This window comes from Methanobrevibacter curvatus (assembly GCF_001639295.1).
In the GTDB taxonomy this organism is placed as follows: Archaea; Methanobacteriota; Methanobacteria; order Methanobacteriales; family Methanobacteriaceae; genus Methanoflexus; species Methanoflexus curvatus.
Window position 1 is genome coordinate 1 of the sequence record NZ_LWMV01000201.1, and the last position, 14,692, is coordinate 14,692.

10 protein-coding genes and 1 pseudogene are annotated in these 14,692 nt (G+C 25.1%); 10 read left to right on the forward strand and 1 reads right to left on the reverse strand.

The annotated features are described in order from the left end of the window. Positions 1-605: 605 nt before the first annotated feature. The 10 genes and pseudogenes from MBCUR_RS08110 (at position 606) to MBCUR_RS08150 (ending at position 13,435) form a co-directional block, all read left to right on the forward strand. Positions 606-2,162, forward strand: coding sequence for an ATP-binding protein (locus MBCUR_RS08110; protein ID WP_067092414.1), 1,557 nt, complete (start codon positions 606-608; stop codon positions 2,160-2,162). A gap of 114 nt (positions 2,163-2,276) precedes the next feature. Then, entirely contained in the window at positions 2,277-2,462 is a 186-nt protein-coding gene (locus MBCUR_RS08115; RefSeq protein ID WP_067092415.1) for a hypothetical protein, read from the forward strand. 653 nt (positions 2,463-3,115) lie between these two features. Continuing rightward, positions 3,116-3,313 (forward strand): 4-oxalocrotonate tautomerase DmpI, encoded by a 198-nt coding sequence (gene dmpI / locus MBCUR_RS08120; RefSeq protein ID WP_067092416.1) that lies wholly within the window; start codon positions 3,116-3,118, stop codon positions 3,311-3,313. A 265-nt stretch (positions 3,314-3,578) separates the two neighbouring features. Continuing rightward, a pseudogene (locus tag MBCUR_RS10695) lies at positions 3,579-3,701 on the forward strand (AAA family ATPase); the annotation flags it as partial. A gap of 502 nt (positions 3,702-4,203) precedes the next feature. After that, positions 4,204-4,920 (forward strand): (5-formylfuran-3-yl)methyl phosphate synthase, encoded by a 717-nt coding sequence (locus tag MBCUR_RS08125; RefSeq protein WP_067092417.1) that lies wholly within the window; start codon positions 4,204-4,206, stop codon positions 4,918-4,920. Positions 4,921-5,127: 207 nt separating this feature from the next. Beyond that, complete coding sequence (gene guaB / locus MBCUR_RS08130) at positions 5,128-6,609, forward strand: IMP dehydrogenase (protein ID WP_067092418.1); 1,482 nt, start codon at positions 5,128-5,130, stop codon at positions 6,607-6,609. A 152-nt stretch (positions 6,610-6,761) separates the two neighbouring features. After that, positions 6,762-7,451, forward strand: coding sequence for a molybdenum cofactor guanylyltransferase (locus MBCUR_RS08135; protein WP_281190573.1), 690 nt, complete (start codon positions 6,762-6,764; stop codon positions 7,449-7,451). Between the two features lie 755 nt (positions 7,452-8,206). After that, a complete protein-coding gene (gene gyrB, locus MBCUR_RS08140) occupies positions 8,207-10,129 on the forward strand; it encodes a DNA topoisomerase (ATP-hydrolyzing) subunit B (RefSeq protein WP_067092420.1) in 1,923 nt (640 codons plus the stop codon). 21 nt (positions 10,130-10,150) lie between these two features. After that, positions 10,151-12,796 carry a DNA gyrase subunit A gene (gene gyrA / locus MBCUR_RS08145; RefSeq protein ID WP_084269643.1) on the forward strand — a complete coding sequence of 882 codons (2,646 nt, stop codon included), beginning with the start codon at positions 10,151-10,153 and terminating at the stop codon, positions 12,794-12,796. A gap of 405 nt (positions 12,797-13,201) precedes the next feature. Next, positions 13,202-13,435 (forward strand): pseudomurein-binding repeat-containing protein, encoded by a 234-nt coding sequence (locus MBCUR_RS08150; RefSeq protein WP_067092421.1) that lies wholly within the window; start codon positions 13,202-13,204, stop codon positions 13,433-13,435. Positions 13,436-13,623: 188 nt separating this feature from the next. Here the strand turns inward: MBCUR_RS08150 and MBCUR_RS08155 are convergent, their stop codons facing one another. Beyond that, a complete protein-coding gene (locus MBCUR_RS08155) occupies positions 13,624-14,391 on the reverse strand; it encodes a hypothetical protein (protein WP_067092422.1) in 768 nt (255 codons plus the stop codon). Positions 14,392-14,692: the final 301 nt, after the last annotated feature.

Here is a 14,692-nt window from a genome sequence, read left to right on the forward strand (position 1 = left end):
AATAACAATATATATTTCATTATATTTAAATATTTCGATTTAATTGACCTTTAATTTAAATTTACAAAATTATACAATTGTACTTTTACTAAATTAGTTTTATTTGCTATTCAATTTAAAATTTTAATGGATTTTAACCCATATTTTTTCATGGGTTTTCAGACACCCTGATAATTTATAAAAAATATTATAATTATTTGTTTTAAATAAAAATTTATTGGTCTAAATTTTTTTAAATGTGAATTTAACCTTTTTAAATCTCCTATACTAAGCTTATTAAATTTATTAAATTCATTTAAATTAATAAAAATAATAAATATTTTAATAAAAATTAATATGAAGCTATTTGCTTTAAAAAGATTAAAAAAAAGAATATTATATCAAAAATAGAAAAATAAAGGAAAAATAGAAAACATTTCTTAATTTGACATCATTAAAATTTAACAATAAACTATTTATATTTTTATTTTCATAAATATAATATTATAAAGAAATAATATTTTTTAGATATTTTTAGATATTTTCTAGACTTTAGATTTTTAGATATTTTTAGATATTTTCTAGATTTTTTTTTTTAATAATATATGGAAATAGGAGTTTAAAACATGAAGAAATTGCCTGTTGGAATTCAAACATTTTCAGAAATACGTGAAAATAATTATATATATGTAGATAAAACAGATTACATATTTAAAATGGTGGATTTAGGGAAAAATTATTTTCTTTCACGTCCAAGAAGATTTGGAAAATCATTGATTGTTTCTACATTAAAAGAGCTATTTGAAGGCAATAAAAACTTATTTGAGGGGCTTTATGCTTATGATAAATGGAATTGGGATGAACAATACCCTGTAATAGTGTTTGATTTGGCAAAAATGAGCTATGAAAGTCCAGATGATTTAAGATTTTCATTAATGCAGTTTATTGATAATACTGCACAAAAATTCTCAATCATATTAAATAATAGAGATTTATCTGGTAAATTTTCGGAATTACTTGAAAAAATTAATGAATTTTTCAATAAAAAGGTTGTTGTTTTAGTCGATGAGTATGATAAACCAATCATTGATTATATTGATGATTTAAAAGTAGCAAAGGCTAATCGTAAAGTACTTCATAGTTTTTATCAAGTTATAAAGTCAAATGATGAGTATTTAAAATTTGTTTTTTTGACAGGTGTTTCTAAATTTACTAACACATCTATTTTTTTTGGTTTAAATAATCCTGATGATATTACATTAGATAAAAAGTATGGAGCTATTTGTGGTTATACTCACACAGAATTAGAAGAATATTTTAAAGATTATATTCTAGAGTTAGGAGAAAATGAATCCCTTAATATGGCTGAAGTGTTAAATGAGATTAATTATTGGTATGATGGCTATAGTTGGGATGGGAAGACTAATGTTTATAATCCATTTTTTACATTGCTTTTATTTAATAAAATGAAATTTTCTAATTATTGGTTTAAAACAGGAACTCCAAGTTTTTTAATTAATATTCTAAAGAAAAATAATGATTTGAAACCAATATTAGAATCTATAACAGTATCAGAAAATAGCTTTAATACATTTGATATTGACAATATTGGTATTATTTCATTATTGTTTCAAACTGGCTATTTAACTATTAAAGAAGAAAAAAAGGTTAATAGAAATATTAAATATGTTTTAGATATTCCAAACTTTGAAGTTAAAGACTCTTTAATTAATAATTTAGTGGAAGAGTATACAAATTTAAGTAATGAACATTTAGATCAATTAAAAGAGAATATATATGATTATATTTTAAATAATGAGTCTAATGGGCTTAAAAATGTTTTAGAGGAGATATATAATCAAATACCTTATTTAATTAAAGGAACAAATGAAGGTTTTTATCATTCTATATTTTTAATAATTCTTTATTTATTTGGAATAGAAATACAAGGAGAAGTATTAACTTATGCTGGTAGAATTGATGCTGTTTTTAAAATTGATGATCAAATTGTAATTACCGAAATTAAATACTCCTCTGAAAAATCTATAGATAAAATGATAAATGAAGCATTTAATCAAATTGAAGACCGTAAATATTATAATAAATATAAAAGTAAAAATCATATTTATTTAGCTTTAGCTTTTACAAAAGATGATATTGCTTGTGAGTTTAAAAATTTTTAATTATTAAATTTTTTAATTTGTTATAATTCATTTATATTTATTATATTTATCTAATTATATTTATTAATTAAAATTAATTAAAATATTTAAAAAAACATAATGTGGTGATTAATTATGGGATATTATTTTGCTGATTGGAAATATGATAATGACTTTAAAGATGATGAAGGTCGTGAAGCAGTTGTGGCATTGTGTAATAAGGTTATTAATCTAATTGAAAAGTTTAGGGATAATCCAGACAATGATGATATGGATGATCTTATTTGGTATGGTTTTTCTGATTTAATGAGCCAAATTTGATTAATCAATAAGACATTTAAAAATATAAGCCCAGTAAGGATAAGTAAAAAGTATATGAAGTTTTTATAATTTTTCTTTAAACTCAGTTTACATCTTCTTTTAATAATATTTAAGAGAGGTGTAATGATTATTTTTTTTGTAAAAACAGATATTTAATTAAAACATGTTAAAATATGTGTATATATTATTAATATATGTTTTATAAAAAATAAATATTTAAAAACAAATATTTTTAATAAATAGATGTTAATCTTATTTAAAATAGAATTTTATTGAATATTTATGTTTAATTTTATAATAAACTTATTATAATTTTATAACTCTTATTTTAACTTAATTAACTAAATTTAGACTTAGATTTCGAATTTTGCACAAACCATTTAATAGATGTAAATTGAGTTATAAAAAAGATTATAAAAAGTATTATAATCCTCGGATTTAATTTAACCTATTTAATTTATTTAACCTATTTAATCTACTTAATCTATTTAATCTACTTAATCTATTAATTTATTTGATCTACTTAATCTACTTAATCTATTTAATCTACTTAATCTATTTAATCTACTAATTTATTTGATCTATTTAATCTACTTAACTTATTTAATCTATTTAACTTTAATTTCGCAAAAAATCAAAAAGGAGAGAATAATATGCCTGTTGTAATAATTGAAGGTAATCCATTAGATATTGATAAAAAAAGAGAATATGTAAAAAATTTAACTAAATTAACTGCTGAGACTTATAATCGTCCAGAGTCTACAATAACAGTTTTAATAAGAGAAATTGAACCAGAAAATGTTGGAGTTGCAGGAAATCTTTTAGCTGACATTATAAATAAAGATAAATAAGTTATTAATTAATATAATTAATTAATAGTTATTAATAATATCTTATGAATAAGTTATTACTTAATATCATTAAAATAATTAATATTATAAAAACAGATATACCAAATAAGTATAAAGCAATTAAGAATAGACTATGGTAAAATCCTTCATTGTTTCCTTTAAGTTGATAAGATTTGATTGTATATTTCTTCTAATACTTCTGTTAGGATAAAACAGAAGATATTCTTAAATTAACTAAATTTGGTAGGATTAATTTTTTTCACAACCAAGACGATTTGGAAAATCATTGCTAGTCAGCACACTAAAAGAACTATTTGAAGGAAGTAAAAAGCTATTTGAAGGGTTAGATATTTATGACAACTGTGATTGGAAAGAAAACTACCTGTAATACATATAGATTTAGCTGGAGGAACTTATAATAATTTAAATGATTTGGAAAATTAACTAGAATTGTATTCATGTAGTTTTATACTTTTTTTCTTCAATATTTGATCGCTTTTATTTGTATAATTACTTTTCAATTATTAATCCAATTTTTTTGATTTTTAATAAAAAAATATATTTATAAAACATATTTATAAAAAATTAATTAAAGTCATATTTTAAGTTTGCTCTAAATGAAAATATCTCAAAATTAAAATAATTGTATTTCATTAATTTAAAAAAATATAAAAGTTTTTATATAATGTGTATCATATGTTTAAATTAATATAAATTTATATAAATTAATACCTAAATTCAACTATTAAATTCAACTATTAAATTCAACTATGTTTTCGTTTTTATTATACTATTAATTTTTTTATAATAATCAATTTATTTTTCAATAATTATTTTGTTTGTTTATAATTATTTTTTTATTTAAATTATTTTACAGCGGAGGAAAAATATTGCTTCTATTAGTTAGTCCTATAGATAAAGAAGAAGCTGTTGAAGCCATTGAAGGTGGATCAGATATTGTTGATGTTAAAAACCCTAAAGAAGGATCTCTTGGTGCTAATTTCCCATGGGTCATTAAAGAAATTAGGGAAATGACTCCAAAGGATATGTTGGTAAGTGCTACATTAGGAGATGTTCCTTACAAACCAGGAACAATTTCTTTAGCGGCTTATGGAGCATTAACTGCTGGAGCAGATTATATTAAATGCGGACTTTTTGGAACAAAAAATCATAAAGAAGCTGTGGAAGTTATGGAAGGGATAGTTAAAGCAGTCAAAGGAGAAAATGAAGATTCAATTGTAGTGGCTTCAGGCTATGCTGATGCTCATAGAATTGGAGCAATTGATCCTATGGAGATTCCATCTGTTGCTAATGATTCTGGAGCAGATATTGCCATGCTTGATACTGCTGTTAAAGATGGTAAAACATTGTTTGATCATTTACCCCTTGAAAAACTTAAAATATTTGTGGATGAAGCACATGGCTATGGCTTAAAAACTGCATTGGCAGGTTCTGTTAAAAAAGAACAATTAAAAGATCTTTATGATATGGGATGTGACATAGTTGGTGTTAGAGGTGTAGCATGTGTTGGTGGAGACAGAAATACTGGTAAAATTCACAGAGATGCTGTTAAAGAGTTAAAATCATTTTTAGATTCATTTAAATAGCTATTTTTTTTCATTTGATTTAAGTTTATATTTTCTATTTATTTGTTTTTTATTTATTTGTTTTCTTTTTATTTTTTTATTTATTTTCGTTTAAATTATTTTTTATTTATTTATAGTTTATTTTTTATAAAAAATTTTCATTTTTTTCATTTTACTAGATTTTCACATTTTTAATATAATTATTTTTAATAAAAAGGATAAAAGATTATGTATTCAAAAAAATTACAAGAGGCAGAGTTGGGATTTACTTACGACGACCTTTTGCTCGCTCCAAATGAATCATGGATTGAGGCTAAAGATGTTGATACTAGAACAAGGGTTTCAACAAATCATGAGTTAAACATCCCAATTATTTCTGCAGCAATGGACACGGTATCTGAAAGTGAGTTAGCTATTGCACTGGCTCATGAAGGTGGAATGGCTGTTTTACACAGAAACATGACTTTAGAGATGGAAGTTGAGGAACTAAAAAAAGTCAAGTCATCTGGTGAGTTAACCATTAGAAATGTGGTGACAACAACTGCTGATTCTTCACTTAGCACTGTAAAAGACATAATGGAAGAAGAAAGAATTAATGGTCTTCCAGTTATCCAAGGGAAAAAGCTTATAGGAATTATTACTAAAAGAGATATTGTTCCATTTTTGAACAATGGCTCTAATAAGGCTGTTAAAGACATAATGACTTCTGATGTGGTCACTGTTAAAGAATCTATTTCTCCTATTGAAGCTTTAGATATTGCTTATGAAAATAAAATTGAACGTCTTCCTGTTGTTCGTGGAGATGAATTAGTTGGAATAATTACTATTAAAGATATTTTACAACAAAAAGAAAACCCTAATGCCATTAAAGATAAAAATGGTAAATTATTAGTGGCTGCTGCTTCTGGACCATTTGATTTAGAGCGTGCTGTAGCATTAGATGAGGCTGGAGCAGATATAATAGCTGTTGATTGTGCTCATGCTCATAATATGAGGGTTGTTGAATTTGTATCTACCTTAAAAGATAACATTGATGCAGATTTGATTGTTGGAAATATTGCAACTGGTGAGGCGGCTGAAGCATTGATTAAACAAGGTGTAGATGGAATAAAAGTTGGAATAGGTCCAGGATCTATGTGTACAACACGTATAATTGCAGGTGTTGGTGTTCCTCAATTAACAGCCATTTCTAAGGTTGCAGATGTTGCAAGTAATTATGATGTTCCAGTAATAGCAGATGGAGGATTAAGATACTCTGGAGATATTGCAAAAGCTATTGGTGCTGGTGCTGATGTTGTGATGCTTGGAAACTTACTTGCAGGTACTTATGAATCTCCAGGTGATGTTGTTGTTATGAATGGAAGAAAATACAAACAATATCGTGGGATGGGATCTATGGGTGCTATGACTGGTGGTTTTAGTGGTGGAGCAGACAGATATTTCCAAGAAATTAAAGGACATATGAAACATTCCAAATTAGTACCTGAAGGTGTAGAAGGGGTTGTTCCTTATAAAGGCACAATCAATGAAGTTATTTTCCAATTGGTTGGCGGATTAAAAGCATCTATGGGCTATAGTGGTGCCAAAGACATTAAAAAAATGCAAGAATTAGCGAATTTTGTTAGAATCACTTCCAGTGGAATTAAAGAAAGTCATCCTCATGACCTTTTAATTACCAATGAAAGCCCTAATTACCCTACTTTGGAATAAATTTATCCTTTTTCTTTAATTTTTTAATTATTTTATTACTATTCATTTTATTATTATTTTTTTATCATTTTTTATTTATTTTATTATTATTCATTTTTATCATTTTTTTATTATTTTTTATTTATTTTTTTATTTAATCTTATTTTTTTTAGGTGTTTAAAATTTTTAAATCAGTTATACTTTTATGTGGTGGAGAAAGTAGGAGAATGGGTCAAGACAAGGGGTCTATGAACTATTTAGAAAAGCCTATGATTTTACACATTTTACTATCTTTAAATAATAAAGTAAATGAAGTATTAATTGTTTTAAATGATTTAAACCGGATTAATTTATACAAAAAAATTCTTAATCAATATTTTGATGAAAATAAATTAGATAAAAATAGCTTTTTTTCATATAAAATAAGATATATTGAAGATGAAGTTAAAAGTAAAGGTCCAATGTCTGGAATAATTACTGGTTTAAAACATATAAGTTCAGATTATGCACTTGTTCTTCCATGTGACTCTCCTTTTGTTGACCCTAGCTTTATTGACCAAATTTTCAAAATTAAAGAGAAAAATTTCTATTTTGATTCAATTATTCCTTATCAAAAAATAGCTATTAGTAAAAATAAGAAGATTAGTGAAAAATATCAAAAATTTGATGAGAAAATTATAAATTCACAGACATTACATTCAATATATTCAAAATCAGACTTATATTCAATGGAAAAGTTATTGAATAATGATGTATTAGATTTAAAATCATTTATACTTAATTCTAATAGCTATTTTGTTCAAATTGAGGATAATTTCAACTTAAAAACATTTAAAAACCTTAATTCAAAAGAAGATTTGTAATTTTTCACTTTGTTTTTAATTTTATTGTTTTTTAATTTTGTTATTTTTTAATTTTGTTGTTTTTTAATTATTTATTAATTATTTATCAAAACACTTTATTTTCCTTTATGTTTGATTTACTTATTTTTATGTTTTTTATGTTTTTTTTATTTATTTTTTCTTAACTTTTCTTCTAAATTTTTATTTCAAATTTTTTAAAACAATTAAAATAAAATAATAATTACTCTAAGTTAATTTTTAAAAAGTTACTGTTATTATCAATTAAAACAAAAATTATATATAAATTTATACTAAAATTTAAAATTATGATATTTTTTCATGAGAAAATTTTAATTTAAGGAACAATATTTATATATTATAATAAACAAATATGTATTTGTAGTTTATAGTTTCAATCAATTAATATAAATATATTTTTTTCTATTAGTGTTTGGAAAAAAATTTGCATAAATCTTAATTTTTATTTAATAAAAATCTTAATTTTATGAACTTATTGTTATAAACAAAAGTTTAAATTTTATTTGAAATTTTTTCAATTTTACTCAATTGTAGTTTATTTAATATCTAATTTAGTATTCAATTTAATAATAATTTATGTTTAATTTTATATTTAATTTAATTATATGAACTTAATAATCTAATATTTATTTAATAATCTAATATCTATTTATAATCTAATACTAACTTAATAATACTTTATGATGATTTATATTCTAATTTAATTATCTTATTTTAATGCTTTTTGGAGGAAAAACATGAGTAATCAAGGAGATTATAGTGTTGATGATATAAAAATCTTAAAAGGTTTAGATGCTGTTAGAAAGCGACCAGGAATGTATATTGGTTCTACTAGTAGTCGTGGACTTCACCATCTAGTGTGGGAGATAGTAGATAATGGTATTGATGAAGCATTAGCTGGATTTGCAAGTGTAATTTCTGTTGAATTAAATAACAATGGCTCTGTCACAGTTAAGGATAATGGACGTGGGATTCCCACAGGAATTCATCCAGATACTGGTGTTTCAACTGTAGAAACAGTATTAACTCGTTTACATGCTGGTGGAAAATTTGATGGAGAAACATATAAGGTTTCAGGTGGTCTTCATGGAGTTGGAGCCAGTGTTGTTAATGCTTTAAGTAGCTATTTAGAAGTAAAAGTCTATCAAAATGGTAAGATTTTTTTCATGAACTTTGAAAATGGTGGAAAAGTAAAAAACAAACTTGAAATAATTGACTCATATGATGGAGAAGCAAGTGGAACAGAGGTAACTTTTGTACCTGATTCATCTATTTTTAAAGAAACTGTTGAATTAGATTATGAAACACTAAGGGCACGTTTAAGAGAATTAGCATTTTTAAATAAAAATTTAAAAATTGTTTTGAAAGATCTAAGAGGAAATGAAGAAAGGGTAGATGAATTTCAATTTGAAGGTGGGATTAAAGAATATGTAAAGCTTTTAAATAAGCCTAAAACCCCTATCCATAAAAGTATTTTTCATGTAGAAGATGTAATAGACAATATAGTCGTGGAAGCTGCTCTTCAATATAATAAAGGCTATTCTGAAGCTATTTATTCATTTGTTAATAATATTAAGACTCCTGAAGGTGGTTTTCATGAAGATGGAGTCAAACCTGCTTTAACACGTGTAATTAATAGGTATGGTAAAGAAAAAAAAATAATTAAAGATAAAGATGAAACAATTATTGGGGAGGATGTTAGAGAAGGTTTAACTATGATTATTTCGGTTAAACATCCAGACCCTCAATTTGAAGGACAAACAAAAACTAAATTGGGAAACTATGAGGTTAAAGAAATAGCTTCAAAAATATTTGCAGATGGGTTTGCACGATTTTTAATGGAAAATCCAGAAGAAGGCAAAGTTATTGTTTCAAAGGCAATTGATGCTTCAAAATCAAGAATAGCTGCTAAAAAAGCAAGAGAATTAACTCGTCGTAAAGGTGGTTTAGAGCTCACTTCCCAATGGGGTAAATTAACAGATTGTTCTAGTAAAAATGTTAAAGAAACAGAAATATTTATTGTAGAAGGAAATTCAGCTGCAGGACCTGCTAAACAAGGCAGAGACTCAAGAATTCAAGCAGTTCTTCCTATTCGTGGTAAAATATTAAATGTTGAAAAATCAAGGATTGATAAAGTTTTAGGAAATGAAGAGATAAGAAGCTTAATAACTGCATTTGGGACTGGAATAGGTGAAGAATTTGACATTGCTAAACTTAGATATGATAAAATTATTATTATGACTGATGCAGATGTAGATGGTTCTCATATTAGGACTTTGCTTTTAACATTCTTTTACAGATTTTTTAAGCCATTAGTTGAAACTGGTCATATTTATGCTGCACAACCTCCACTTTTTAAAATAAGTCATGGAAAAACTAATAAATATGTTTTAAATCAAAATGAGCTTGATGAATACTTAGCCACCTTAGGTGAAAATACTAAATATGAAATTAGTCGAATGAAAGGTTTAGGGGAAATGGACTCTGTTGAACTAAGAGAGACTACTATGAAGGTTGATACTCGTAATCTCTTGAATATTGAGTTAGAGGATTCTATAATAGCGGATGAAACTTTTCAAATTTTAATGGGTGAAGAAGTAGCTCCAAGAAGAAAATTCATTGAAGATAATGCTTTAAATGTTAGAAATTTAGATGTATAATCAATTTAAGGAGCTAATAAAATGGTCGATAACAACAATGAAAAGAGCAACAATGAGAATAATGAGAACAATGATATTAATGACAAGGATTATGGCAACAATAATATCAATGATAAGAAGAATTTAGAAAGAAATGTAGATAATATTGAGGATTATTCATATGATAATAAGAATTATTCATATGATGATGACGATTACAATAATGAATTAAATGAGAATATTAGCAAAATAAACATATCTTCAGAAGTTAAAAACTCATTTTTAGATTATTCTATGAGTGTTATAGTTTCAAGAGCTATTCCAGATGTTCGAGATGGATTAAAACCTGTTCATAGACGTATTTTATACACAATGTTTGAAGAGGGAATGCTTCCTAATAAAAAACATCAAAAGTCTGCCAATGCTGTTGGAGCAATTATGGGCCACTACCACCCGCATGGTGATTCAGCAATTTATGAAGCCATGGTTAGAATGGCTCAAGATTTTACTTACAGTGATCCTTTAATAGATGGGCATGGAAATTTTGGTTCTATCGACGGTGATGGAGCAGGGGCTTACAGATATACAGAAGCTCGCCTTGCTAAAATAGCTATGGAAATGTTAAAGGATATTAACAAAAACACAGTTGATTTTACAGACAACTATGATGGTCAAAGAAGAGAACCTACTGTTTTACCTTCAAGGCTTCCAAATATTTTAGTAAATGGGAGTATGGGAATAGCCGTTGGAATGGCTACTAATATTCCTCCTCATAATTTAGGGGAAGTTATTGATGGTTGTGTTGCCTACATAAATAAACCAGATATTAATGTTTTAGAGTTAATGGAATATATTAAAGGACCTGATTTTCCAACTGCTGCTAAAATATTAGGTGTAGGGGGAATAAGAAGTGCGTATGAAACTGGAAAAGGAACTATAACAATTCAATCAAAAGTTGATATTGAGGAAAAAAAGGACAGAGTTAAGTTAATAATTTCTGAAATCCCATATCAACTTAATAAAACAGCATTAATAACTAAAATAGCAGAGTTAGTTCGAGATAAGGAAATTCAAGGAATATCAAATCTTCATGATGAATCTACATTGGAGGGTATAAGAGTAGTCATTGATGTTAAAAAAGGATACAATGAAAATGTATTACTTAATAACTTATATAAAAAAACTCAACTGCAGTCAAATTATAGTATAAATCTTTTGATGTTGGTTAACAATAGACCTCAACGATTAAATCTTTTAGAAATAATAAATTATTATATTAGTTATCAGAAAACTGTTGTTATTAGAAGAACTAAGTTTGACTTAGAAAAATCAGAAAAAAGAGCCCATATTTTAGAAGGATTAAACATTGCTCTAGATAACATTGATGCAATTATTAAAATAATTAAAGAAGGGAAAAATGTTCAAGAAATTAAAAAAACATTTAATGAAAGATTTAATTTAACTGATAAGCAAAGTACAGCTATTTTAGACATGCAACTAAGACGTCTTTCTCTTTTAGAGAGACAAAAAATTAGTGATGAATTGAAAAATGTTTTAAATTTAATTGAAGAATTAAAAGGAATTTTAGACTCTGATGAAAAGGTTTTAAATATTATTAAAGAAGAGCTATTAGAAGTTAAAAAGACATTTGCATCAGAGAGGAAAACTGTAATTGATATGAATGCCTTTGAATCTATTGAAAATGAATCTCTCATACCTCCAGAAGACATTATAATTACTTTAACCAATAAAGGATATATAAAAAGTATGAGTGGAGACACATACAAAACCCAAAACCGTGGAGGAGTTGGTGTTAAAGGAATGGGGGTAAATGAAGAGGATTTTGTTGAGAATATGATTCAAATGAACACCCATGATTTCTTAATGTTCTTTACAAACAATGGAAAAGTATATAGATTAAAAGGATATGAGATTCCAACATCTTCAAGACAATCAAAAGGACTTCCAGTTGTTAATTTATTAGAGTTAGATGAAGAAGAAATAGTTACAGCAATTTTAAAAGTTAACAAGGATGAAAAATCTAGTTATTGTTTATTTGTAACTGAAAAAGGGCTAATTAAGAAAACAAAATTAGAGGAATTTGAAAAAATCAGGCGAACTGGTAAAATAGCCATTAAATTAAAAGAAAATGATTCATTGATAAGTGTTAAAAAAACCGATGGTAATAGTCAGATATTTATTGCTTCTTCTAATGGAAAAGCTGTTCATTTTGATGAAAAAGAAGTTCATGCCACTGGAAGAACTTCTTCAGGTTCAAGAGGTATTAAAATGGATGAAGGAATTGTTGTAGGTTGTGAAATAACTCAAAATGGAAAACAAATTCTTGTTGTTAGTGAAAATGGTTATGGTAAAAAAACACCAGTTGAAAAATACAGATTAATACATAGGGGAGGAAAAGGAGCAAAATCCATGAAGAAAACCCCTAAAACAGGAAATGTAGTTTCAATTAAATCTGTTGATGGTGATGAAGACTTAATTATTGTAAGTGATAATGGAATTGTTGTTAGATTCCCATTAGAACAAACTGCATCCAGTGCCAGAGTAACTCAAGGTTCCAGACTTATTAACCTTAAAGACGGTCATAAAGTCAGTACAGTAACAGTTGTTAAAAAAAATCAGGAAGTAGTTGATAATGATTCAAATGAGGATATTGAATCCCATAATTAATCAATAGAGATAATAAAATATATTTTTATCTATTATTTATCTTTATTATTTATCTTTATTTTCTGTCTTTATTCTATATTTTATTCTATATTTTATTTTTTATTTATTTAACTCATTTATTTTTTCTATTGCAATCATTCATACTTTCTTTTTTCTTTTTAATTAATTTATATTATATTTATATTATCAATTAAATAATACTTAGTAAATAGAAATTATTTTATTAAAACTTATTATTTAATAAATATTTTAGTGAAATATTATTTTTAAAAATATTTATATATTATAACATTATAATTATTATATAATTAATATTACAATTAATATTTTTTTTTAAAAATTTTAAAAGAAATTAATTTCTTAATATTTTTAAATTAATTTAAAATTAATTATTTCTGAGATGTTATGACACATTTAAGTATAGACGACTATCGCAAAATGGTTGGTAATATAATCAATTATAAAAATTTAAATGGTCAAATGCCTGAAAATACAGTAGTTAATAATATTAAAATTTCTAAAAAAGAGTACTCTAATATGATTGAAAGGGTTAATAAATTTTATTTGCAAATGGGTCGCAATCCTTGCTCTGTTCAAATTGGTGCTTCTGAAGAAAATTTAAAAACTATCAGCATCTAATTTTTTTTTTGACTTAAATTTTTATAACTGCGAAATTATACAACTTATATTGCACTAACTTGGCAATATCATTAATTTATCTAAGCCAAATTTTATCCATAGATTGTTTGCTCTTTATTTAAGTGTAATCAGCTATTTTCTCTTTTTTCTGTGTGTTTTTTAATGTTTTTTCTGTTTTTAAATTCTTTTTATCTTAAAATTTCGATTGTTGCATCTTTATCAAATGGGTTTGTTCTTAAAGCTAAATGGAACATATAAGGATAATTTAATTTAAGGTAATATAAATGTGTGATCCATTCATATATTAGAGCAAAGTAAACTCTGTCAATATCACCTATTAAGTGTTGTATGTCTGATTTATATATAATTGATTCAATTTCTCTTTTTTCTAACTCTTCATCTAAATGGAAAATAGCTAGTAGTAAGTCAGATAATGAATCTTTTTCTAAAAGATTTGGGTTCTCTAACATTCTTACTAAAAAATATCTTTTTTCTTTTAACAGCTTTTGAAGTGATAAAAGAAATTCTTTTTCATTTTCTTTAGGCAATACTAAGCTAAATTCATGAGTCTGTGTTCTTAAATTTTTTAAGTATTGTTTTATTTCTTTGTTAGTGCTGTTTTTTATTTTTAAAAGAGTTTGATGAATTTTTTCATTATGTTGGTCTATTTTACTAAAGTTAGTTAATAATTTATCTCCAATTTCTGAAAAGAAAACACTCATCAGCATATCCATTTTTTCAATAATCATTTCTTTTTCTTTCCTATCTATAATATCCTCAACAAATAATACAACAATAAGAATGTCTAATGGTATAAATCCAAGATCAATTAAAATATACCATATAGTATGTTCTATTTCACCAAATCGATAAATTGTAAAACTATAAATGAGTGTTGAGCATATAATGAGCACAATAGCAAGTTTTACTTTCCAGGTGTTTACTTTTAAATTCATATTTTCTCCACATTTTCATTAATTTTTATAAAACTTTAGTTGATTTAATTATTTCTATAACTTCTATAAATTTTTTATAATATTATTAAAAATTTAACAATCGGAAATTTTAATTAATATTTAAATACATTAATCTTTAAAACAAACTTTTAGAAAAAGTTTGATCAAAAGCTATTTAAAACAAACTTTTAGAAAAAGTTTGATCAAAAGCTATTTAAAACAAACTTTTAGAAAAAGTTTGATCAAAAGCTATTTAAAACAAACTTTTAGAAAAAGTTTGATCAAAAGCTATTTAAAACAA